The sequence below is a fragment of the Carboxydocella sp. JDF658 genome (assembly GCF_002049395.1).
Taxonomy (GTDB): Bacteria; Bacillota.
The window spans coordinates 59,712-82,097 of the sequence record NZ_BDLR01000060.1 but is presented as its reverse complement, the minus strand read 5'-3'; the positions used below and the strand labels follow the sequence as shown (position 1 = coordinate 82,097).

The 22,386-nt window shown below is 44.3% G+C and carries 26 protein-coding genes and 1 pseudogene; all 27 read right to left on the bottom strand.

The window, feature by feature from the left end; translation table 11 throughout:
- A partial coding sequence (gene pyrH / locus JDF658_RS09910; protein WP_079907456.1) for a UMP kinase occupies positions 1–599 on the bottom strand: 599 nt, incomplete at its 3' end.
- A gap of 116 nt (positions 600–715) precedes the next feature.
- Positions 716–1,372 (bottom strand): annotated as a pseudogene (tsf, locus tag JDF658_RS09905) (translation elongation factor Ts); the annotation flags it as partial.
- Between the two features lie 62 nt (positions 1,373–1,434).
- A complete protein-coding gene (gene rpsB / locus JDF658_RS09900) occupies positions 1,435–2,133 on the bottom strand; it encodes a 30S ribosomal protein S2 (RefSeq protein ID WP_078665262.1) in 699 nt (232 codons plus the stop codon).
- Between the two features lie 143 nt (positions 2,134–2,276).
- On the bottom strand, positions 2,277–2,732 hold the full coding sequence (locus tag JDF658_RS09895) for an endolytic transglycosylase MltG (RefSeq protein WP_078665263.1): 456 nt from the start codon (positions 2,730–2,732) through the stop codon (positions 2,277–2,279).
- Positions 2,732–3,178 (bottom strand): DUF6115 domain-containing protein, encoded by a 447-nt coding sequence (locus tag JDF658_RS09890; RefSeq protein ID WP_143311824.1) that lies wholly within the window; start codon positions 3,176–3,178, stop codon positions 2,732–2,734. Before JDF658_RS09890 ends, JDF658_RS09895 begins: the two co-directional genes overlap by 1 nt.
- A 13-nt stretch (positions 3,179–3,191) precedes the next feature.
- Complete coding sequence (locus JDF658_RS09885; protein WP_078665265.1) at positions 3,192–3,458, bottom strand: hypothetical protein; 267 nt, start codon at positions 3,456–3,458, stop codon at positions 3,192–3,194.
- A gap of 10 nt (positions 3,459–3,468) precedes the next feature.
- Complete coding sequence (locus JDF658_RS09880; RefSeq protein ID WP_079907454.1) at positions 3,469–4,872, bottom strand: DUF342 domain-containing protein; 1,404 nt, start codon at positions 4,870–4,872, stop codon at positions 3,469–3,471.
- A 17-nt stretch (positions 4,873–4,889) separates the two neighbouring features.
- Complete coding sequence (locus tag JDF658_RS09875; protein ID WP_078665267.1) at positions 4,890–5,681, bottom strand: FliA/WhiG family RNA polymerase sigma factor; 792 nt, start codon at positions 5,679–5,681, stop codon at positions 4,890–4,892.
- Positions 5,682–5,693: 12 nt separating this feature from the next.
- On the bottom strand, positions 5,694–6,176 hold the full coding sequence (locus JDF658_RS09870) for a chemotaxis protein CheD (protein WP_078665268.1): 483 nt from the start codon (positions 6,174–6,176) through the stop codon (positions 5,694–5,696).
- A gap of 6 nt (positions 6,177–6,182) precedes the next feature.
- A complete protein-coding gene (locus JDF658_RS09865) occupies positions 6,183–6,794 on the bottom strand; it encodes a chemotaxis protein CheC (protein WP_078665269.1) in 612 nt (203 codons plus the stop codon).
- The gene (locus JDF658_RS09860; RefSeq protein WP_159446610.1) at positions 6,773–7,195 is read right to left on the bottom strand and encodes a chemotaxis protein CheW; all 423 of its coding nucleotides are present in this window, start codon (positions 7,193–7,195) and stop codon (positions 6,773–6,775) included. The genes JDF658_RS09865 and JDF658_RS09860 overlap by 22 nt, the downstream gene beginning before the upstream one ends.
- 5 nt (positions 7,196–7,200) lie before the next feature.
- Positions 7,201–9,222 (bottom strand): chemotaxis protein CheA, encoded by a 2,022-nt coding sequence (locus JDF658_RS09855; protein WP_078665271.1) that lies wholly within the window; start codon positions 9,220–9,222, stop codon positions 7,201–7,203.
- Between the two features lie 19 nt (positions 9,223–9,241).
- Positions 9,242–10,276 carry a chemotaxis response regulator protein-glutamate methylesterase gene (locus JDF658_RS09850; protein WP_079907451.1) on the bottom strand — a complete coding sequence of 345 codons (1,035 nt, stop codon included), beginning with the start codon at positions 10,274–10,276 and terminating at the stop codon, positions 9,242–9,244.
- 11 nt (positions 10,277–10,287) lie between these two features.
- The gene (locus tag JDF658_RS09845; protein ID WP_078665273.1) at positions 10,288–10,932 is read right to left on the bottom strand and encodes a flagellar brake protein; all 645 of its coding nucleotides are present in this window, start codon (positions 10,930–10,932) and stop codon (positions 10,288–10,290) included.
- A gap of 13 nt (positions 10,933–10,945) precedes the next feature.
- Positions 10,946–11,842 carry a MinD/ParA family protein gene (locus tag JDF658_RS09840; RefSeq protein ID WP_079907449.1) on the bottom strand — a complete coding sequence of 299 codons (897 nt, stop codon included), beginning with the start codon at positions 11,840–11,842 and terminating at the stop codon, positions 10,946–10,948.
- Between the two features lie 3 nt (positions 11,843–11,845).
- A complete protein-coding gene (flhF, locus tag JDF658_RS09835; protein WP_159446609.1) occupies positions 11,846–12,808 on the bottom strand; it encodes a flagellar biosynthesis protein FlhF in 963 nt (320 codons plus the stop codon).
- A gap of 139 nt (positions 12,809–12,947) precedes the next feature.
- Positions 12,948–15,011: a flagellar biosynthesis protein FlhA gene (gene flhA, locus JDF658_RS09830; RefSeq protein WP_079907445.1), complete on the bottom strand. Its 2,064-nt coding sequence runs from the start codon at positions 15,009–15,011 to the stop codon at positions 12,948–12,950.
- A gap of 18 nt (positions 15,012–15,029) precedes the next feature.
- On the bottom strand, positions 15,030–16,118 hold the full coding sequence (gene flhB, locus JDF658_RS09825) for a flagellar biosynthesis protein FlhB (RefSeq protein WP_079907443.1): 1,089 nt from the start codon (positions 16,116–16,118) through the stop codon (positions 15,030–15,032).
- A gap of 11 nt (positions 16,119–16,129) precedes the next feature.
- Positions 16,130–16,903: a flagellar biosynthetic protein FliR gene (fliR, locus tag JDF658_RS09820; protein ID WP_079907441.1), complete on the bottom strand. Its 774-nt coding sequence runs from the start codon at positions 16,901–16,903 to the stop codon at positions 16,130–16,132.
- Positions 16,904–16,916: 13 nt separating this feature from the next.
- Positions 16,917–17,186, bottom strand: coding sequence for a flagellar biosynthesis protein FliQ (gene fliQ, locus JDF658_RS09815; protein ID WP_078665279.1), 270 nt, complete (start codon positions 17,184–17,186; stop codon positions 16,917–16,919).
- 11 nt (positions 17,187–17,197) lie between these two features.
- Entirely contained in the window at positions 17,198–17,914 is a 717-nt protein-coding gene (gene fliP, locus JDF658_RS09810; protein WP_078665280.1) for a flagellar type III secretion system pore protein FliP, read from the bottom strand.
- A 1-nt stretch (position 17,915) separates the two neighbouring features.
- Positions 17,916–18,455: a flagellar biosynthetic protein FliO gene (locus JDF658_RS09805; RefSeq protein WP_078665281.1), complete on the bottom strand. Its 540-nt coding sequence runs from the start codon at positions 18,453–18,455 to the stop codon at positions 17,916–17,918.
- A gap of 24 nt (positions 18,456–18,479) precedes the next feature.
- Positions 18,480–18,842 (bottom strand): response regulator, encoded by a 363-nt coding sequence (locus tag JDF658_RS09800; RefSeq protein WP_078665282.1) that lies wholly within the window; start codon positions 18,840–18,842, stop codon positions 18,480–18,482.
- A 21-nt stretch (positions 18,843–18,863) separates the two neighbouring features.
- Entirely contained in the window at positions 18,864–20,027 is a 1,164-nt protein-coding gene (gene fliY, locus JDF658_RS09795) for a flagellar motor switch phosphatase FliY (RefSeq protein WP_078665283.1), read from the bottom strand.
- Entirely contained in the window at positions 20,024–21,058 is a 1,035-nt protein-coding gene (fliM, locus tag JDF658_RS09790) for a flagellar motor switch protein FliM (RefSeq protein ID WP_079907439.1), read from the bottom strand. Before fliM ends, fliY begins: the two co-directional genes overlap by 4 nt.
- Before the next feature lie 18 nt (positions 21,059–21,076).
- Positions 21,077–21,553: a flagellar basal body-associated protein FliL gene (fliL, locus tag JDF658_RS09785; protein WP_078665285.1), complete on the bottom strand. Its 477-nt coding sequence runs from the start codon at positions 21,551–21,553 to the stop codon at positions 21,077–21,079.
- 18 nt (positions 21,554–21,571) lie between these two features.
- Positions 21,572–22,384 carry an OmpA family protein gene (locus JDF658_RS09780; protein WP_079907437.1) on the bottom strand — a complete coding sequence of 271 codons (813 nt, stop codon included), beginning with the start codon at positions 22,382–22,384 and terminating at the stop codon, positions 21,572–21,574.
- Between the last annotated feature and the right edge of the window lie 2 nt (positions 22,385–22,386).

The window sequence follows — 22,386 nt, the reverse complement described above, 5'->3', positions numbered from 1 at the left end:
GTTGAATCCATTACCCCCAGCCCCAGTTGTAAGACATCCAGATATGTAAGTTCTTTAAACAGTCGGGCAGCGGGGTTTTTCTTGGGATCAGAGTCATAGACCCCATTTACCTGCTTGGCCATCAGGATAACTTCCGCTTCTATTTCGGCAGCCCGCAAAGCTGCGGTGGTATCAGTAGAAAAATAGGGGTTACCAGTGCCGGCTGCAAAGATCACCACCCGTCCTTTTTCCAGATGGCGAATCGCTCTCCTTCTTATATAAGGCTCAGCTACCTGCCGCATCTCAATGGCCGTTTGTACCCTGGTATCCACGCCCAGGTTTTCCAGGGCATCCTGCAGGGCCAGAGAATTCATCACAGTAGCCAGCATACCCATATAATCAGCAGTAGCCCTGTCCATGCCTTTAGCACTACCGGCCACTCCGCGCCAGATATTACCTCCACCCACAACGATAGCAACCTGGACTCCCAGTTTTACAATTTCACTAATCTGGCGGGCAATGTTCTGAACAGTATGCTGGTCAATGCCAAAACCCTGTCCACCAGCCAGCGCCTCACCGCTTAGTTTAAGAACAACCCGTTTATATTTTGGAACTGTCATGGGCCAACCTCCTGTATTTGTATAATCAATTCTACAACGGTGGCCGATTTCCTTTTGTTTTCAGAAATATTTTTACAAAAAAGAGAACACAAAAATGTGTTCTCTTTTATTACCAACTACCGCTGCAGCTCCTTCATAACTTCGGCAGCAAAATCATCCTGCCGTTTCTCCAGACCTTCACCCATTTCGTAACGAACAAACCGTCTGACATTAATATTTTCACCGATTTTGGCAATTTTTTCCTTGATAAGTTGTTCTATGGTGATGTCCGGATTTTTAACAAAAGGCTGCTCCAGCAAGCATACTTCTTTGTAGAACTTTTCAATTCTTCCTTCCACCATTTTTTCGACGATATTTTCGGGTTTGCCTTCATTAAGAGCTTGAGCCCGCAGAATCTGCTTTTCTTTTTCAATTACATCAGCAGGCACTTCTTCCCGCCGGACATACTGAGGCTTGGAAGCAGCAATTTGCATAGCAATATCCTTGCCCAACTGCTGGAATTCCTCGGTTTTGGCCACGAAGTCAGTCTCACAGTTAATTTCCACCAGGACACCTACACGGCCGCCAGCATGTATGTACGATGTAACGATCCCTTCAGCTGCAATCCGGCCAGCTTTTTTGGCTGCTGCAGCCAGCCCCTTTTCCCGCAGATATTCAACAGCCTTTTCCATATCACCATTGGTTTCCTGCAATGCCTTTTTGCAGTCCATCATCCCGGCACCGGTTCTTTCTCTTAGTTCTTTAACTGCCTGTGCAGATATCATCACGATAACCTCCTTAAATTTTTGTAATAAAAAGGGTGGGCCCGAGTTTCCCGGCCACCCACCCGACTTTACTACTCGGTCATTTGCTGTCCTTGCAAACCTTCCAGAATAGCATCTGCCATTTTGCTGGTTAACAGCTTTACCGCCCTGATGGCATCATCATTACCGGGAATAACGTAGTCTACCTCATCTGGATCACAGTTAGTATCCACAATAGCGACCACCGGTATACCCAGTCGCCGCGCTTCAGCAACAGCAATTTTTTCTTTCCGCGGGTCGACTACGAACAAGGCACCGGGCAGTTCCTTCATATCCTTAATGCCGCCCAAGAATTTTTCCAGTCTGGCTTTTTCTTTTAACAGTTCGGCCACCTCTTTCTTGGGCAGTACGGCAAAGGTACCATCCTGTTCCATTCTCTCCAGCTCATGCAGCCGTTCAATTCTTTTCCGAATGGTGGTGAAGTTGGTCAGCATACCACCCAACCAACGCTGATTTACATAGAACTGACCACAGCGGACAGCTTCCTCTTTCACAGCTTCCTGCGCTTGTTTCTTGGTTCCTACAAACAGCACAGTCTTGCCTTCTTCAGCTACACTGCGCAGGAAATTGTAGGCTTCCTCTACTTTCTTAACAGTTTTTTGCAAATCGATAATGTAAATTCCGTTCCGGTCAGTGAAGATATATTCCCGCATTTTGGGGTTCCACCGCCGGGTTTGGTGTCCGAAGTGAACACCGGCTTCCAGTAATTGTTTCATGGAAACGACTGACATATTTACACCTCCATTAGTTTTACCTCCGCCCCCATCTTCTTCGCTGCCCACCTGTCTCCAGGCACTCGGAAGCGAATCCGGAGACGTGTGTATTTTACACACCATTTGCTATTTTAACATAACTTGATTTAATTGGCAAGGGTTCAGTGGGTCAGGGTTTTAAGAATGTCAGCAACCGATGTGTTTTGTTTTATCTGATAAGTTCCCGCTTTAAACTTCCGGGCCAGTCCCGCCTTATCCACTTCCATGAGAAAAGCTTTTTTATCCTGGATTAATCCTTCTGCCAGCAGAATATCCGCTATTTTTTCTGAAGTAACCCCTTTGGGCAAAACCACTAGAACCATGCGTTCTGCTGATGGTTGCTGGGCAGGCTGGACCGGCAAACGTTGCTGGGCTTGTTTTTCCCATTCTTTCCTGGCGTTGGCCAGTTCCTGGGCTACCTTTTCCGCCGCCTCCTGTCGAGTAATCATACCCAAAGAGCGGGCCCGGCTGATTAGTTCTGCTTCTGATAACTGCAGGTTGCTTTTTGCAAAAAACAGGGCTAAACCGCCCAGTACCAGGCCTATGCCCAAACCGCGCCAAAAGGCTTGCCTACCCATTATCGCCCTGCCTCCTTGCCAAATAAATCTATAATCAGCTGAGCTTCCCCTTTGCCTATTCCCAGACGGGCCGCAATTTCATCTATCGATAGCCCTGATTGCCATAAGGCTATGATTTCATCTTTATTTTTAAACCGTGAATCCATTTTCTTCTGCGGCTCCTTATCTTTTTCCCGGTTTTCTTTAACTTTGTCCTTAGTTTTAGGCTTTTTCATAACCTGTGGGTCTCCATCCGATACCACTGTTTTTTCCAGCCTGTTAACCAGTTTTTCTGCCGCTTCTTCCACTTCTGTCAATAACAAGGCTACATCTGCTTTTGCCTGTTCAACCCTGGTCAATATCGTTAATAGTTCGTCCTGACGTTTCAGATTTTCCCTTTTTTCCAGCCAGAAACTCCAGCCCAGAGCCAGTATACCTGCTAACAACATCCACCATTCTAATGTCACCGCAAATCGTCTCCTATACCAGAATATCCAGATGTTCCTTTTTCCCTTCTTCCCGTTCTTCCTGCTTTTCTTTGTCTTTTTCCGTTTTTTTTCGTACACGACTGCCCAGCGTTTTGCTGCTGGCTTGAATCTTTTGTTTCACATTTCGGGTCTGTTTATCCAGTTGAGCGCTGAATTCCTGATTAGCCTGCTGGCGAGCAGCCAGCTCAGTTTGCTGGATTTTGCTTACTTCCTGAACTTTAATGAAAGTATTTTGCATATCAACAGGCTTAATACTCATCGCTCTCCCCCTAACGCAAAGGCCGCATTTCGATTTCACCTTCCTGATTCAGCTGAAAAGACACGTATTGCACGGGTTCATCGATAATCAGGGTCTGATCACCAATGACGATCCGGGTTCCGGGATGGACAATTTTTTCTATCATTATTTTGCCTTCAATTGAGGTTTGCAATAAAGTTAATAGCTCCTGCTCCTCGACTATCAAATTTTTTAATTCATCTTCCAGACTAATTACTGATCGTTTTACCTTAATTAACAATGCCTTCTTTTCATCAGGAAGCTCACCGGCCTTTTCCTTCATTCGCTGCAGAAGGTCAATGATTTGCTTTGCTTTGGTCAAACTTTGTTGAACTGCGGTCAGCCCGGATACAGTCGCTAAATATCTAAGTTTCAGTTTCGGGCTTACTCCAGCTTCCAGCAAAGTATGAGTCCCCATCGGTGCTCCCACAGTTTTGGCCCGGATGTCCCGTCCAGCCCGGACTTCCCCGCCGGCAATCAGAGCTTTGCTGCCTTCCACTATGACCGAACCTTCCGCAATTACCTGGCTGTGCATAATCCCCTTCCCGATTTGCACATTCCCCCCACATTCAATGAATGCGTTTTCAACATAGGCTGCAAACAGGTTACCCTGACAGGATATCTGAGCGCCTTTTTTGCCAATAATGCCATTACGTACCCGCAAATGTCCCCCGGCCTGGATACTGCCTCCTAAGACAGCACCACCTACTTCCACATCAGCGGTAGCTTTGACCTGAAATCCGCCAAGCACATCACCGGTGATACGGATGGTGCCATCAAAATCAATGTTTCCGGTGGAAAAATCCACATTACCCCGCACCTCATATATATCAGATACGGTTACTTTACCATTAATCAAAGCTACATGTCCGTTTTTTTCTGCAACAATTATATTTTCCTCCTGCAAAAGGCGCGTTCCTTTTCCTGCTTTCAAGACCACATCTTTTGCCTTTTTAGCAGGAACCACCCGACCGAATATGTCCGTTCCATCCTGGCCAGGTACAGGAGGAACCCGCTCGGCCAGCACATCCCCGGCTTTAACCTGTTGAATTAGTTCCAGGTTATAATAATCGACCGAACCGTCCTGACGGGTTTTGGGAGTTAGAGGGAGTCCATTAATTTCAAAATGATATTTAATATAAGCATCTACTCCAGCTACAGGATCCCGGCCCCGGGCTAGTAGAATTTTTTCGCCATTCCGTTTTACAATAGCGTTTTTAATATTTTCCTCAATCAAACCATATTTAATCTTCCGTTCATTGATAGCTTTCCAGACCAATTGTTCCAGTTTCTGGTCACTTTCTTCTGCTGCTGCAAGCAGCTGTAAAAAGGCTGTCATGTTATCGGCACTGGTTTCGAGACTTAAAACGATTTTCTTTTCTTTCTGCTGATCCATGACAGCCCCTCCCCCGGTTATTCCGCAAAAATCTTTTGCTTCTGTCGACTGAGCCGGCCCCGTAACCGGAAAATTGCTTTGGTATGCAGCTGTGAAACCCGGGATTCACTAACTCCAATTACTTGTCCTATCTCCTTTAAGGTCAAACCATTATAATAATACAGGGCTACAACTAGTTTCTCCTTTTCTGGCAGTTTGGCAATAGCGTCGGCAAGAATTTGCTTGACTGCTTGAAGCTGAACCTGTTCCTCAAGGGTTGGTTGACTTTTGTCGGCGATCAATTCATGGAATCCGGCAGTATTTTCTTCTTCCCCAGGAATCAATTCATCAAGGGAAAAAATAACCCCCTGGGAGCTCTGTACCAGCAGCTGCTGATATTGCTCCTCTGACAAACCTAAAGCCTGGCAAATTTCTTCATCCGTAGCCGACCTACCCAAACGCTGTTCTAACTCCCAAATTCCCTGTTCTAATTTCTTTACTCTGGCTCTTACTGAAGCTGGCATCCAATCCAGCTGGCGCAAGCCATCGATTATCGCCCCTTTGATGCGGGCTACCGCATAAGTTTCAAATTTGATGCCTCGCTCAGGCTCAAACCGTTCGATGGCTTCCAGTAAACCAAAGGTACCAAAACTTAATAATTCATCATAAGTGATACTGGATGGCAAGCCTGAAATAAGCCTGCCCGCCACATATTTAACGAGATGAGCATAACGTTTAATGAGGGCCTCCTTCAACTCTGGTCCTTTTTTTTCTTTATATTCTGCCCAGAGCTGTTCATCCTTTTGCCCGCTCAATTTAATGGCCAACATGGGCTCACCTCTTTAGATATGATAGTTTTTAGCTGCCATAGTACGAATATGCACAAGCCCTGTTTCCAGGTCAAATTCAATGGTTCGCCCGATATTTCCTCCAGTGTCCTCCGCCAGCAAAGGAATATCCCAGGCAGCAAGGGCTGTTTTTACCGCTTCCACATTTCTCTGTCCCACTTTCATGATTTCATGTTCACCACCAAAGGAAAACATCTGGGCCCCGCCTGCAATCTTAGCTTTTAACCGACGGCGGCAAGCCCCATGGTTTTCCAGCAACTGGATTAGTGCCGGTACGGCTGTATCAGCAAATTTCGCGGGATTTCCCGCTACCCTGGCTTTAGTGCTATCTGGCAGCATAATATGGGCCATGCCGCCTTTTTTGCTGAGAAAATCCCAGAGACATATGCCTACACAGGAACCCAGACCAGAAGTCAATAACCGGGCAGGAGCCTGTCCTATCTTTAAATCAGCCATCCCAACTTTTATAATCTCCATCTCAACTTACACTCCCAGCGCCGTAACTATAACTCTAAGGGAATCAGGCTCAGGCAAGAGGAAAAAGTGCCCGATCATTTCCTTGTGATTTAGCTTGAATATGGTCTCTATTATCAGTACCTCATTGGAAACATGCCCTAGTTCCGCAGCAACACTAGAAAGGATATTGCAGCCATAATCCAGGGCCACCCCCGGTATCGAAGGATAAAATCTGATACCAGTAAAGCCAGTAATGGCCGCTAGAAAACCTCCTGTTACGATATTTCCGACTTCAGCCAGGGCCGATAACTCAAACTGATTAAAACTCCCCGTCTCAGTTACAGAGCGCTGTAACAGCATTTCCACCAGCTGCTGGGCCATGGATTGCGGCAAGAGCCATAAAACTTCTCCTGGAGCTTGCCCCTTAATCTTCTGGTAAATACCATAAACAGTTTCCTGGCAAATAGGCGATGCTTCCAGAATCTCCTGATAAGAAACAATATTTATCTCCGGCACTGACATCTCTACTCTCTGACCCAGCATGGTGGCCAGAGCAGTGGCACCATTACCAGCACCAATATTGCAAACTTCCCTGATTACATCCAGCTGCGCTTCACTCAATTTTTTGAATTCCCCCACCCCAATTCCTCCTTAAATTGCCGTTTCAATACCATCACTACCCGATCTGGCAATTTAACAAAAGCGTCAATATATTTTTCGTAGATATCAGTTTGAATCTGATCTTCTCCTACCTTGGTTACACTGCTAATTTCATCAGCCAGTACCCCAAACATACCCTCCTGTTCAGTCAAAATTATAATTCGGCTTTCTTCAGTGCTTAACGGTTCCGGCAAGCCAAACAACCGGTGCAAAGAAAGGACTGGTACTACTGTTCCCCGCAGGTTTATCACCCCGAGAATATAGGAGGGTGTCCGCGGCACCCTGGTAATTTTAACGAGCGGAAAAATTTCCTTCACTCTGTTGATATAAAGACCATACCATTTGTTTTGTAAACGAAATACAACAATTTGAACCTCCACTGCCTTTACCTCCCCGTCAATAGGGATGGGACATCCAGGATCAAGGCAACTTCACCATTGGCTAAAATGGTAGCACCTGCAATGCCTGAAATCCCTGTCAAAAGTGGGCCCAGGGACTTGATGACGATTTCCTGCTGTCCCAGCAGTTCGTCCACGATCAACCCTATCCTCTGTCTCCCTGTTCTGACAATAACCACAGGCAATTCTGTTTCCGGCTCTGGTATCTCCCAGGGGTGTTCCAGCAATTCTTTTAAAATGTACACAGGAACCAGTACTTCCCTTAGTTTTATATAATAAGCCCCCTGTAGTTCCAGAATATCCCTTTGTAAAATTGCCGCTGTTTCTTCGATATAGCCGATCGGTACTGCATAGGTCTCCTGACCGATCTTGATAAGTAAGCTCTGCAAAATCGCTAAAGTTAAAGGCAAAATAATGTGCACAGTGGTGCCCTGATGCAAACGAGAATTCAGCATAATCCGCCCATTGAGGGATTCAATTTTTTTCTTCACTGCATCCATTCCCACACCACGGCCAGAAATATCGGTCACTTTTTCTGCTGTACTCAATCCCGGTCGGAAAATCAGAGCCAGTTTTTCCTCTTCACTCATTTGTTCCGCTTCAACGCTATTGATAAGACCGTTCTGCAAAGCCTTTTGTACTACTTTCTCAGTATCAATCCCTTTGCCATCATCCTTAATTTCAATGACCACATGATTCCCTTCATGAAAAGCCGAAAGACTGATGGTTCCGGCAGCTGGTTTTCCTTTTGCCAGCCGCTCAGCAGGGGATTCAATACCGTGGTCAATGGCATTTCGCAGTAGATGCACCAGTGGCTCCCCAATTTCATCTATCACCGTGCGATCCAGCTCTGTATCAGCTCCATAAACCTGAAAATCGATCTCTTTTCCCAGTTCTCTGGCCAGATCCCTAACCATGCGAGGAAAACGATTGAACACCGTCTCAACTGGTACCATGCGAACTTTCATTACCAGGTTTTGTAATTCGGAGAAAATAAAATCCATTTGTTCGATAGTCTCGTTAAGTTCTTTCAGTCCATTTTTCCTGGCGATGGCGAATAAGCGGGTTTTATTTATTACCAGTTCTCCCACCAGGTTCATCAATATATCCAGTTTCTGAATATCCACCCTGAGGGTTTGAGCTTTCAACTGTCCTGACGGTTTCTTATCAGATTCTACCGCTGGTTTTATCGTTTCCTGCCCTGATGATACTGCCGGTTTTTCTGTTTTTGTTTCCTGTACCGGTCTGGCCTGAAGCTGAAAGGCTTCGATGTGATAGCTTTCCAGTTCAGAGACAGATTGCATAGCTGTTTCTACTGCACTGGCTGATTCGGAGCTTATTAACAGAAATTCCACTATCCGGTCAAAATTGTCTTCTTCAATTTCCGATGTGTCAGGTACGGTTTTAATAATTTCCCCCAGCTGCTCCAAATTGCGATAAACCATCAATACCCGGGGCACTTTCATTAAACAATCTTCCCGTAGAATTACTTTGATTTTCCAGACATTTAACCCCTGGCTACTGGCATCCTGTACCACTCTTACTTCATACTCATTGAGTACCATAGCAGGTGCGGGGGAAGTTGTCGGTTTAGACTCTTCATTTTTTTTGGTAGTAACTGATTCAGCGGCCTCAGGTTGATGATTCCTAAGCTGATTGATAATATCCTGCGGCGATGTTTGAATACTGCCCTGGCTGGCGACTTCCTCCAGCATAATTTCCAGCGTATCAGCTACTTTCAGCAAAAGGTCAATCCCATTGGAACTGATACATTGCTGGGTTCCCCGGTAGGGTTGCAAGAAACTTTCCATTTCATGGGTAAGTTCGGCCATCTGGGTAAAACCCATCGTTGCCGACATTCCTTTCAAAGTATGGGCACTGCGAAAGAGCTCATTGATGGTTTCCAGGTTACACGGATCTTTTTCCAGCTCCAGCAAACATTCACTGATTTTTTGCAAATGCTCCCGTGCTTCCTCAAAAAATATGGTTAGATACTGGGACAGATCCACAATTCTCCCCTCCCCTGGGCTATAGCCATTTCATTATCTCCAGGGCAATTTTATTCAAAGGCACAACTACATCAACGCCACCTTTTTGGATTGCTACTTTTGGCATACCAAAAACCACACATGAACTTTCATCCTGGGCGATAGTTTTACCCCCGGACTTTTTGATTTCCACCATTCCATCAGAGCCATCCCCACCCATACCGGTCATAATCACCCCGATTTTGGGCAGATTTAAGCGGGCTACTGATTTCATCATTACATCTACTGATGGTCGATGTCCGGAAACCGGTGGTGACTGGTTTAGACTGATAAAGTAACTGCCCTGATTTTGACGAACTTCCATATGATAGTCTCCAGGTGCGATATAAACGATCCCGTTTTTGATTTCCTCTCCATCTTCCGCTTCCTTGACTACTAAATGAGAAATGCTGTCCAGTCTCTCTGCCAGCGATTTGGTAAATCCTCTGGGCATATGCTGTACAATCAGGATAGCCGCCGGTAAATTGCGGGGAAACTGGGTCACCACTTCCTGTAAGGCCCTGGGCCCTCCTGTGGATGTACCGATTGCAACCAGCTTGGAAACACGCTGAAAAGCAGTGAGCTTTACCCCTGTCTGAGGAAGGAGCGAGAGGCTGCTGCTCGTTTTTTTCAATTTGGCCAGAGCAGCATTGCTTACTTTAATGATTAGTTCCTCCTGGACTTTATCCAGATCAAAACTAATTTGTCCTGAAGGTTTGGCTACAAAATCCACCGCTCCCAGTTCCAGAGCTTTAATGGTAGCTTCTGCCCCTTCTGTCGTCAGAGAACTGAGCATAACCACTGGGAGTGGGAATTGTTCCATAATTATTTTTAAAGCTTCCAGGCCGTTCATGACCGGCATTTCCACGTCCAGAGTCATCACCTGGGGTTTTAGTTCCTGGACCTTTTCTATGGCTTCCTGACCATTTTTGGCATATCCGACTACTTTGATTTTACCGCTGCTTTCTAAGATCCTGGTGATATACTGGCGCATAAATGCTGAATCATCAACAACTAAAACTTTTAATGGTTCCATAGCCAAACCCCCTATAACAATCCCTTCTTTCTCAGCTCCCGTTGCCGATCGAAAATGTATTTTATGATTTTATCCCTGTCCCGTTCTTCAATAATAGTAAACTGTATACCGATATTGTAACCTTTTTTGGGTTTTTCCAGGGGCAGGCAGCGTACTACCTTGCCTACGGCGATGATTTTATCCTTTGGCAGTTTTAAATGGAGTTCCAGTTCGGTCCCCAGTTCCAGGGGTTGCGGGATTTCGATGCGCACGCCGCCACCGGAAATATCTTTGGTTACAGTATCAGTTCCGGTTATATCATCTTCTTGCAGTTTATAAAAGGTCAGGGGAACGCTGTCATCCAGGCGGACGTAGTTGCGTCTCTGTACCCGATTTACTGATTCTGGAATGCTAATGGATAATATCGCTTGGGGAGCTGTGGCCCGGGAAATTACTTCAGATTTAAAGCTGTATATTGCCGACTGGTCAAAATACCGCACCAGAATTTGGCTTCCTACTCTTACGGGAACAGGTACTCCTTTACTAAAGGGCAAAGCGAGGATGATTCTGTCAGGTGCAATCTCTTCTACTCGGCTGCGGTAAACCCCGGAAAGATTTTCTTCCAGCAATTCTATTTCCACATTCTGGTTTACCGACAGCTGCGGTACTACCGCCACTCAAATCCCTCCCTCAACTGAAGAAACCAATAATTTTGTTAAAAAATGATTTAACTCCACCTGGCGGTTTTTGGGTATCCTGCCCCGTTAATAATTTATCGGCAATTCCTTTCATACAGGTACTGGCCAAGCAATTGGGGTATTTTAAAACAAAAGGTTCCTGATATTTTACCGCCTTGGATACATGGAGATCATCCCAGATAAAACCCAGTTGCTCCAAATTCAATTTCAAGAAACGCTGTGAAACCATGGTTAGTTTATTGGCTGTATTTTTGCCTTCCTCCATGTTTTCGACCCGGTTGACCACCAGACTAATGCGGGCATCCGGTTTCTTGCTATGCAAAGCCTTTATTAAACCATAAGCATCTGTAATACTGGTCGGCTCCGGTGTGCAGACCACAATTACTTCATCTGCCGCCTGCACAAAAGCCAGCACATTCCGGTTCAGACCGGCACCGGTATCGATAAGGAGTATGTCTGCCATACCCTCTAATTCCTGCAGGCTCTTAATAAAGGTATTGAGTTTTTTGCGGGATATATTAGCCAGTTCCTGAATTCCCGACCCTCCTGCAATGATCCCCAGTCCACCCGGGCCAGTTGTAATTATATCTTTAATATTCATCTCATCTTTAATAAGATTATAAAGGGTATATTTAGGAGTTACACCCAGGACTACATCCACATTGGCCAACCCCAAATCAGCATCGAAAACCAGTACCTTTTTACCTAATTTTGTTAAAGTAAGGGCCAGGTTAATGGTAAAATTGGTTTTACCGACCCCGCCTTTCCCTGACGTTACAGCAATAACCCTGGTTCGGTTAAAGCGCGGATCTTTTTCTCTCAGCTCAGCCTCAGCCTGTTTCTTTAAATTCAAAGCCAGTTGCCGTAGTTTTTCTGCCTGATCAGCCATGGCTTATCTCTCCTTTATCAGTTTACCAGCTAACCAGGTCGGGTCAGCTTCACTGATATCATCTGGTACTTCTTGTCCCGTTGTAACATAGACTAAAGGCTTCCTGGTTTTTTGCAGAACTGAGAGAATACCGCCAAAAGAAGAAGTTTCATCAATTTTGGTAAGAATAATTTTGTCAAACTCTATATCCCGATAATTTTCAACAATCTCCAGCATATCTTTTCGTTTTGTCGGTGCACTCAGAACCAAATAGGTTTCATCGGGTTGGGCCGCAGCAATAAAGCTTTTGAGTTCCACCACTTTATCTTTGTTGCGGTGACTGCGCCCGGCCGTATCGATTAGCAGTAAATCTTTATCCTGATGTTTTTCGATGGCCTCTTTCATGTCCTTAGGCGAATAAACTACTTCCACAGGCAGCCCCATAATATCTCCATAGGTTTTTAGTTGCTCAACTGCTGCAACCCGATAAGTATCTGAAGTCAGTAACGCCACTGCAAAATTTTGCTTGATAGCAAAGTTAGCAGCAATTTTAGCAATCGTGGTGGTTTTACCAACCCCTGTTGGCCCAATGAAAGAGACAACCAGCGGTCTTTCTTTGTTTTTATTCTTTTTTACAGTAATAGGTTTACCTTTTTTAAAATATTTCTCCAGGACATGCAGTATCTTCTCCTCTTCTGTTTGACTCTCTTCCTCACTTGCTCTAAGCTGTTTAAAAATCTTTCTTAATATGTTTTCTTCAACTTCCTTGTCCTGAAGCAGGGCCCAGTATTTTTTCCCTTCTTCTGACAACTCGGCTGGGATTTTCTTTTCATCCACTATTTCTGCCATACGGTCAATTTTCTCTTTCAGTTCATGAATTTCCTGCTTCAATTCGACATTTATTTGTTTGTACTGGATCTCAACAGGCTGTGACGGTACTGGAGGAGAGGAAATTTTTTCTTCAACCGCAGCGGTAACCTCTACCATCTGGCGGCCAAAGAGCCCGAAAAATCCACCCTCACGAAATTTGCGGGTATGGATGATCACAGCATCTCGCCCCATATCATTTCTGACTTTCAGCATCGCCTCATTAACTGTAGGTGCCACAAAGCGTTTTACTTTCATTTCAGATGGTCACCGTCCCAACCGCTTGAATTTGTACATTCCCTTCCAGTTCATTGTAGGAAAGGATGGGTAAATCCGGTAATACCCGTTCCACGATTCTGCGGATATAGATTCGCAATAAGGGCGGGCAAAGCAACACAGGCTGAATCCCCCGCTGCCATTGCTGATTAACAGCATTCTGTAAACTGGTGTAAAATTTCTGAGCCGATATCGGATCTAAAGCGATATAGGAACCATGTTCTGTCTGCTGTAGATTTTCTCTCAATTGCTGTTCCAGCTCCGGGGCCAGGGTCAGGACAGCTATTTGTCCGTCTCGTGCGAACTGTCTGGTAATCTGTCTTGATAAAGCTTGACGAACATATTCAGTCAGCACATCAATGTCTTTGGTGGCCCGGGCCTGGTCTGCCAGGGTTTCCAGAATGGTAACCAGATCGCGAATGGAGATTTTCTCCCTTAACAGGTTAGCCAGAACCTTCTGGATTTCACCCAGATTCAACAGGTCAGGCACCAGTTCCTCAACCACTGCCGGATTGGTTTCTTTCACATTATCCAGCAGTTTTTTCACATCCTGCCGGCCCAGAATCTCATGGGCATGAGCCTTGATGATTTCCGTTAAATGAGTTGCCAGTACCGAGGATGGGTCTACAACAGTATAACCTTTTAGTTCCGCTTCTTCTTTCAGATGAGCAGGAATCCACTTGGCCGGTAAGCCAAAAGCCGGTTCAACCGTGTCTATTCCTGCTATATCATCCTCCGCCAGACCAGCATTCATTGCCAGATAGTGGTCGACCATCAATGTACCGGAAGCAACTTCTACTCCTTTGATTTTTATAACATAGCTGTTAGGTCTAAGCTGCATATTGTCCCGCATCCGAATGGGAGGCAAGACAATTCCCAGCTCCAAGGCACACTGACGGCGAATCATTACTACCCGGTCCAGCAAATCCCCACCCTGTGAGCTGTCTACCAGTGGAATCAAACTGTAGCCCAGCTCCAGTTCCATCAAATCCACCTGTAACAGGGAAAGCACATTTTCCGGCTTGCGGGCTTCTTCCGCTTCTTTAACTACTTCCTCTTCTACAGTCTCCACACTGGTCTTTGCAGCCCGGTTTATTTGCCAGGCCAGTCCCCCCAGGATAGAGGCCAGCAATATCATCGGCAAAGGAGGCATGCCCAGCAAAGCCAGCAGCAACAAGGCAGCGGCAGCTAAAGCCAGGGCCCGTGGACTATTAAACATTTGTCCGGCCAGTTCCTGTCCCAGACTGGATTCCGAAGCAGCCCGTGTTACTGTGATACCTGTGGCCACTGAAATCAGCAAGGCAGGAATTTGAGTAACCAGACCATCACCAACCGAAAGCACCGTATAAGTCCTCAGGACCTGGGTAATATCGCTGGCTCCATTTTGAACGAGCCCGATTATAAACCCACCGATGACATTGATTGCAGTAATAACCAGAGAGGCGATAGCATCTCCTTTTACGAACTTGGAAGCACCATCCATAGCCCCGTAGAAATCAGCTTCCCGCTGAATATTTTTCCTGCGCTCTTTCGCTTCCTGGTCATTGATTAAACCAGCGTTTAAATCAGCATCAATACTCATTTGCTTACCGGGCATCGCATCCAAAGTAAAGCGAGCAGCAACTTCCGATACCCGCTCTGCCCCTTTGGTAATGACCAGAAACTGAATTACCACCAGGATTAAGAAAATAATAAAACCAACTACCGCATTACCTCCAATAACAAACTCACCAAAGGTTCTGATTATCTCCCCCGCTTCCCCTCGGTTCCCCAGAATCAAGCGAGTAGAAGATACATTCAAAGAAAGCCGGTAGAGAGTCATAACCAGCAACAAAGTGGGAAAAGCGGAAAACTCCAGGGCATCTTTAATATACATTGTCACCAGCAAAATTACCAAAGACAAGCTGATATTAATGGTCAGCAATACGTCCAGAAGCCGCGGCGGCAGAGGGATAACCATCAACAGAATCATCATGATTACTGCTCCTGCTACCACTATATCGCTATTGCGAAAGCCTCTCGAAGCCGCTGTTTGTGGTGTTGCCACAACGCCACCTCCTTCGGGCTATATTTTCCCTTTTAGCTTGTAAACATAAGCCAGCACTTCAGCCACAGCTTGAAATAGTTCTGGCGGGATAAACTCACCGATTTCAACACTTTTATATAAAGCTTGTGCCAGTAGCTTGTTTTCAACAGTAACAACCCCGTTTTCCCGGGCAATTTCTTTTATTCGTTTTGCTAACAAATCTGCACCCTTGGCTACGACTACAGGAGCAGGCATTATGCCAGCCTGGTATTTGATAGCCACCGCAAAGTGGGTCGGGTTAGTTATAACCACATCAGCCCTGGGAACTTCTTGCATCATTCTTCTTTGAGCCAGAGCTCTCATTCTTTCTTTAATTTTAGCTTTAATTTGCGGGTTACCTTCCGTTTGTTTGTATTCCTCTTTAATTTCTTCCTTACTCATGCGCAAAGATTTGTTAAATTCCCAGCGCTGATAAGCATAATCAAATAATGCCAGCACCACCAGCATACCTGATGTGTATAACCCAATCTTAATAATCATATGGCCGATAAAAGCGAGACCAGTATTTAATTCAACGGTTTGCAGACCGGGAAAAAACATAATCTGATTTTTAATGATCCCATAGGCAACAAGAGCAACAATAGTTACCTTAAACAGAGATTTAATTAATTCCACCAGGGTTCTTTTGCTGAAAATCCGTTTAAAACCTTCAACGGGATCTATGCGCTCCCACTTCATCGTTAACCCTTCAGTAGTTAACAGAAAACCCGTTTGAATCAGATTAACCGCTACACCGGCGATGATTGCCCCCAGCAAAAGCGGTATGAGGATCTTGGCTCCAACGATAATCCCCTGCCAGAGGAGAACTGGAATAGTGTTGGTTGTTAGTAAATGCTCTTTTAACTGCACACCGTAGATATTTCGAATAAATTCTCCCATAGTCTGGTAGGCAAAATTACTGGTCAAATACAAAATAGTAAAGGCACTTAGCAACACGAAGGCTGAACCAACTTCAGGGCTCCGGGGAACCTGACCTTTTCTGCGCGCTTCTTGCCGGCGTTTAGGGGTGGCCTCTTCGGTTTTTTCACCGGCAAAAAGCTGTAATTGCTGTAATTTTAGTTCCAGCATGTCCGTCCCCCTTATCCATGCATGAATGTGGCCAGCAAATCAAACCCCTGCCAGAAAACCTGATTTAAAATCTTTACATAGAGAGGCAGACTTAGCATCAAAAAAATCAAGCCAATAAAGATTTTCAATGGTAAGCCCACAACAAAAATATTCATTTGAGGTACAGTGCGAGCTAGAATCCCCAGCGCTATATCAACTACTAGTAGAACCCCCACTACCGGCAAAGCAATTTGTAACCCGGTAATTACTGTAAAAGGAAACCAGTTAAAAACCAGGGTACTAACCCCCATCTCCAGCCAGGGCTGGCCCGGTTTTAACAAGGTAAAACTCTTGATCAGTGTCATGACCAGTAAATGATGACTGTCAGTTAACAAAAAAATCAGTACTGCCAGCATGTTCTTAAAATTGCCAATCAATGGCATGGCCTGTCCAAAAGTTGGATCCACCAGGGTGGCCATGGATAAACCGATTTGCAGGTCTATCATCTCTCCTGCCAGACTGATGGCCGCAAAAACCAGATAGATCACAAATCCCAGCGCCAGACCAAAAGTGAATTCATTGAGAGCTAACCAGACAAACCCGTAAATATTAGTGAAGGCAGGTAGCTGCTGAGGTGGCAGGCTGATGGTAACTAAAGCAGCTAGAATAAGAGCAATAGCTATTCTCAGTTGTTGGGGAAGTACACGAGCACTGAAAACCGGTGCGATTACCATCAGTCCACCAATACGGAAAAAAGCCAGAAGAAAAACTGGCAATTTTTGCTCTATTAATAGTAATTCTTGCATAGCTCAACCCCTGTTAACCGATAAATTTATGCAAATTCCCCAGTAGATTACCGGCAAAACTCAATAAAACATTCATCATCCAGGGGCCAAAAATCAGCAGCACTGCCAGGACTGCCAGGATCTTGGGTACAAAAGCCAGGGTAGCCTCTTGAATTTGGGTGGTTGCCTGAAAGATACTAACCAGCAAACCCACCAGTAAGCTGCCCAGCAACACCGGCGCGGAAACCAAAACAATAGTAAATATTGCTTCTTTTCCCAGATAAATAATAAAGTCCTGGGTCATAGTTTTTCACCCTATCTAAAACTCAAAATTAATGACTGCACAACCAGATCCCAGCCATCTACCAGTACAAACAGCAATAACTTGAAAGGTAGTGAAATCATCATTGGAGGTAACATCATCATACCCATGGACATTAAGGCGGAAGCTACAATCATATCAATCACAATAAATGGGATAAAAAGGAGAAAACCCATTTCAAAAGCTGTTTTTAATTCACTAATAACAAAAGCAGGAATAATTACATAAGTGGGTATATCTCGATAAGTCCTGGGTTTCTCCAGTTTATGCAAGCGGATAAATAAGGCCAGGTCTTTTTCCCGGGTTTGCTTCAGCATAAATTCGCGTAAAGGATCTATTGCCTTAGTTAAAGCTTCCTGCTGGGTAATTTTCCCTGCAAAATAAGGTTGTAAAGCATTTTTATTAACCTGATTAAAGGTAGGTGCCATAGTGAAAAATGTCAAAAAGAGAGCTAAACCTATGATCACCTGGTTCGGTGGCATTTGCTGAGTAGCCAGGGCCTGGCGCAAAAAACCCAAAACCACTACGATTCTGGTAAATGAGGTCATCAGGATTAGCAGCGCCGGCGCCAGAGACAGGATAGTTAATACCAGAAGAATTTGTAAACTGGAGCTCAAATCACCATTTTGACCGGTTGTCTCTACTCCTAATTTAATCCCTGGTATAATGGTCCCGGAAACAGCCAGCAGAGGGGTCATTAGCAAAGACATTTTACTGGTCGCCCCCTTTCCCGGCCAGATTGCGAATTTTTTCGATCTGCTTTTGTAACTGACTGGTAAAATCAACCAGCTGTCTGTCCAGCTGCTGGGGTGAATTTCCCTTAGCCGCCATCAGCTCCTCAATCAGTTCCTGGTCAGTTATTTCCGTCAGCAAATTCACACCACCAGAACCTGTTCCCAGCAAGTAAAAGCGACTGCCAACCTCGACGATTATTAAGGAATTGCTTACGGATAAATCGAGTTTGTCGACTACCCTTAATACCTGACTATCCAGCTGGCCAGGTAGGTTTACCCGGTAATAGCGATTTTTTACCCAGTAAACCGCTGCGCCAAGCAGGCCCAGAGTGATGACTACTTTTAAGAGATATGCACCTATACTGGGCAGCTCGGTCTGAGCCGCTGTCTTAACTGTTTCCTCACCAAGGGCGGGTGGCAAAGGTTGATCCTGGAAAGAGGTCGGGGCCGCACCAGCCAGTTGTCCCGGCAAGATTAGCAAGGCTGCAAAAATAATGCTAAATAGTTGTTTTTTCACCCCGAAACCCCCTTTGTTTTTTCTTTAAAGTAATGCTTTTTTTACAGCCTCAATTACCCGTTCAGGCTGGAAAGGTTTAACAACAAAATCCCGGGCTCCGGCCTGAATGGCATCAATTACCATCGGTTGTTGCCCCATGGCACTGCAAATAATAATTCTCGCTTTTGGATCGATTTTCCTGATCTCTTTCAAAGCTGTTAATCCATCCATATCCGGCATGGTTATATCCATGGTTACCAGATCTGGTTTCAATAGTTGATAAAGTTCTACTGCTTTGCGGCCATTTTCCGCTTCAGCCACTACATTATAGCCCGCCTTGGTCAAAATGTCCTTAATCATCATCCGCATAAAGGCAGCATCATCCACTACCAGAATTTTGGCGCTCATCATCTTCCCCCCAGCTTAATATTACGTTAACTTGCCAAATCGTTCCATCGGGCTGACAATATCTGTGATCCTGACGCCAAAGTTTTCATCAATAACTACTACCTCACCTTTGGCCACCAGTTTTCCATTAACCAGTACATCCACAGGCTCACCAGCTAGCTTATCCAGTTCCACCACTGACCCCGGTCCTAATGTTAAAATTTCTTTAATGGTTTTCCGTGATTTACCCAGTTCCACTGTTATCTGCAGGGGAACATCCATGATTAAATCCAGGTTTTGCGGCATTTCCGCTTTGGCTCCGCCTTTATCCAGGGGAGCAAATTCAACGGGTTGCACTGTGACTTTTTTCGTTTCACCTGCCATTGACTGAACCCCTCCATTTCCCCCTCTGCTTACCTGGTCCTGTATGGGTTGCTGGATAACCGGCGCCAGCTCTGGTTCCGGTATATAGGCAGGTGTTTCTGGAACAGATAGCATCTCCCCTTTGTTGATATCACTCAGCATTTGTTCTACCAGCTTCCTTCCCAAATCGAGGGGAATCAGCTGAAGTAGATGGCTGTTAACCAAATTTCCAATTTGCATGGAGAATGTTATTAAAATCACAGGCGCTTGTTCGTCCTGGCCAGTTACCAGTTTTTCACTGGCCAGATTGATGGTACGGGTTCGCGGTGGACCAATCTCAACCCGTCCGGCCAGAATCTGGGACATGGCTGTTGCTGCTGAACCCATCATCTGGTTCATCGCTTCGGCGACCGTAGATAGGTAAAATTCATCCAGCTCCTGAGGGGGATTAGAACCATCATTACCCATCATAAGATCAGCTATGATCAAGGCATCCTGATTCTGAATAACAAAAAGATTAGTTCCATGCAGTCCTGAAGTATAGTCTACTTCTACCAGAACGAAGGGCATAGGATAGCGGTTTTCTAGCATTTGATAGGTAATTATTTCAACCTGTGGAGCTGTAATCTCGACCCTGGTATTGAGCAATGTAGAAAGTGCTGTGGCAGCCGCTCCCATCGCCATATTTCCCAGCTCACCCAGAGTGTCTTTTTCTATATCACTTAGTAAATAATCCAGGTTATCATGTCCGGCGGTCGCCTCTTGCTGAGAACTATCGTCCTGAAGAGTAGCAGAACGGAGGAGAGCATCGATTTCTTCCTGTGATAATACGCCGTTATTCATAGGCTATCTTCTCCTTCTTCAATAACTCGCACTATTCGAACCCCCAAACGGCTTCCTATAGTTCCAGGCAATCCTAAAAATTTAGGCGTCTGCCCTATATATAAACGTACTAGTTCATCGCTTTTTGTATCAAGCTTAATAATATCCCCAACTTCCACTTCAAGTAGTTCTTTTATCGAAATCGTCCCTTCTCCCAATCGCACAGAAATATTAACATTGATTTTTTGCAGTTTGTTTTTCAATTTCTGTAAATATTCGACATCTGTTTCTTTCCTGCTTGTACCATACCAAATATGCGCATTTAATCTTCCTATGATTGGTTCTAATGTTAAATAGGGAATACATATCGAAAGCATACCCGTTTGTTGCCCAATTCTTGCCTCAATCCCAATCAGTACAACCATTTCACTTGGTGAAACTATCTGAACAAACTGTGGATTACTTTCCTGACTCTCTAAAGTGAAGTCAATTTTAAAGACATTACTCCATGCTTCTGAATAATAGCCAAGTAACGATGTTATTAATTTTTGTAAAACAACTTGTTCGATATCTGTTAAATTACGAGCTTTTTCTACGCTTTCTCCAGGGCCACCCAATAACCTATCCAGCATTACAAAACCGATAGCAGGATTTATATCGAGTAAAACGTTACCGTTTAACGGTTTGGAGGAAAGGACACTAACTATAGAAGGATTTTGTAATGAGTTTATTACTTCTTCATAAGTAATTTGTTCAACTGACACAACTGTTAGCTGGGTCGCTATACGTAAATACGCTGACAAATAAGTTCCAGCTAATCTGCAAAAATTCTCATGAATTGCCTGGATTGTATGCAATTGTTCCTTTGAGAATTTTGAAGGGCGACGGAAATCATAAACTTTTACAGTTGTTTTTTTATTCGATCCATGTAATAAACTGTCCTGTTCATTATGAAAAATACTTGCTAAAGGTTCTTTACCATCTTTTTTTTCTTCTTGTGTTAATGCAGCTAGCAAAGCATCAATTTCTGCTTGTGAAAGTATTTCACTCACATTACCAGCTCCCAAGCTTTATTTTTGTACAACAAAATCCGAGAAATATACATTTTTCACCATACCTGGGAGAGTTTTTTCATTGAGCGTCTTGGTAATTTCCTTGGCTAAATTAACCATGGAATCTGACTGGGTAACATCTTCCAGTGTTTTACTTCTTAATATATTAATAATATCATTGCGAATAATCGCTTCCCTAGCTTTAGCTGTTGCCTCATTTTTTGCATTAGTTAATTCTATAGTAACTTTGGTTTTTAAATAGGGTGAAGCTTCGGGATCATTTAAATTAACTATAAATTCTCCAGCTTCAATAATCGGTCCTATTTCTGATGATTTGCTTTCAGTAGCTGCTGGTTGCTTGGTCAAACTCGGCAATAGACTTTTAATTAAAAAATAATTGGTTCCTACTACCGCTACAACGATAATAATTATTGCAATCCCAATGGTAAAATAGATTTTGTTGCTTTTGGTTTCCTTGTTGGTCTCTGAAGCCAACCTTTACACCCCCATTTATCATTTAGGTTCTTTTTCTGATTCAGAAGAATGAAGAATGACTATATCAACCCTTCTATTTCTGCTGCGATTTTCTTCTGATGTATTAGGTACTATTGGCTTGTATTCACCATATCCTGCAGCAGATAATTTTTGGGGGGACAATCCATGTTTTTCAATCAAATAAATTAGTACCGTAGTAGCACGATCCGTTGATAATTGCCAGTTACTTGGATATTTACTATTTTTAATTGGTACGTTATCAGTATGTCCCTCAATTCTAATCGGATTATTTAGTTGTTTAAGTAATCCGGCCATCTGATCCAGAACCTTTATTGCCATTGGTGTTAAATTGGCTTTACCTGTGTCAAACATAACAGAATCTGCCAGGCTTATAACCAAGCCCCGTTCCTCGATATTCATAATCACTTTATTTTTAAATCCTAATTTAGCAGCATATTTCTCTATTTGTTCTTTTATTTTTTGAAACTCCTCATTTTCTTTTTTTCTGATTTCCATTTCCTGTTTTTTCTTTTTTAACAATTCCAAATCACTGCTACTTTGTTCTTCAGGTGCTGGTACCTGAACTGTCGAAGCTCCCCCTTGGTCAAGAACAACGCTACTACCGCCACTTGAACTATTAAATGCAATTGATAAAGAATGCGCCAATGCTTGATATTTTTTGGCATCAGTCTGCGACATGGAATACATAATAACAAAAAAGGCTAGTAATAAGGTAATCAAATCGGCATATGTTAGCAACCAGCGAAGCTCGCCGCTGCCACCATGCCCCCCTCCACCGCCCGAACTGTCAGATTTTTGTTTGCGTGCCATAT

Excerpts from the sequence above, each read along its gene's own strand:
- JDF658_RS09895 (WP_078665263.1), bottom strand. The coding sequence starts at position 2,732 with ATGGGTAGGCAAGCCTTTTGGCGCGGTTTGGGCATAGGCCTGGTACTG.
- JDF658_RS09885 (WP_078665265.1), bottom strand. The coding sequence starts at position 3,458 with ATGAGTATTAAGCCTGTTGATATGCAAAATACTTTCATTAAAGTTCAG.
- flhF (WP_159446609.1), bottom strand. The coding sequence starts at position 12,808 with ATGGTAGAGGTTACCGCTGCGGTTGAAGAAAAAATTTCCTCTCCTCCA.
- JDF658_RS09800 (WP_078665282.1), bottom strand. The coding sequence starts at position 18,842 with ATGAGCGCCAAAATTCTGGTAGTGGATGATGCTGCCTTTATGCGGATG.
- fliY (WP_078665283.1), bottom strand. The coding sequence starts at position 20,027 with ATGAATAACGGCGTATTATCACAGGAAGAAATCGATGCTCTCCTCCGT.
- JDF658_RS09870 (WP_078665268.1), bottom strand. The coding sequence starts at position 6,176 with ATGGAGATTATAAAAGTTGGGATGGCTGATTTAAAGATAGGACAGGCT.
- rpsB (WP_078665262.1), bottom strand. The coding sequence starts at position 2,133 with ATGTCAGTCGTTTCCATGAAACAATTACTGGAAGCCGGTGTTCACTTC.
- JDF658_RS09875 (WP_078665267.1), bottom strand. The coding sequence starts at position 5,681 with ATGTTGGCCATTAAATTGAGCGGGCAAAAGGATGAACAGCTCTGGGCA.
- JDF658_RS09840 (WP_079907449.1), bottom strand. The coding sequence starts at position 11,842 with ATGGCTGATCAGGCAGAAAAACTACGGCAACTGGCTTTGAATTTAAAG.
- fliQ (WP_078665279.1), bottom strand. The coding sequence starts at position 17,186 with ATGACCCAGGACTTTATTATTTATCTGGGAAAAGAAGCAATATTTACT.
- flhB (WP_079907443.1), bottom strand. The coding sequence starts at position 16,118 with ATGCTGGAACTAAAATTACAGCAATTACAGCTTTTTGCCGGTGAAAAA.
- JDF658_RS09850 (WP_079907451.1), bottom strand. The coding sequence starts at position 10,276 with ATGGAACCATTAAAAGTTTTAGTTGTTGATGATTCAGCATTTATGCGC.
- fliP (WP_078665280.1), bottom strand. The coding sequence starts at position 17,914 with ATGTCTTTGCTAATGACCCCTCTGCTGGCTGTTTCCGGGACCATTATA.
- fliR (WP_079907441.1), bottom strand. The coding sequence starts at position 16,903 with ATGCAAGAATTACTATTAATAGAGCAAAAATTGCCAGTTTTTCTTCTG.
- JDF658_RS09880 (WP_079907454.1), bottom strand. The coding sequence starts at position 4,872 with ATGGATCAGCAGAAAGAAAAGAAAATCGTTTTAAGTCTCGAAACCAGT.
- JDF658_RS09780 (WP_079907437.1), bottom strand. The coding sequence starts at position 22,384 with ATGGCACGCAAACAAAAATCTGACAGTTCGGGCGGTGGAGGGGGGCAT.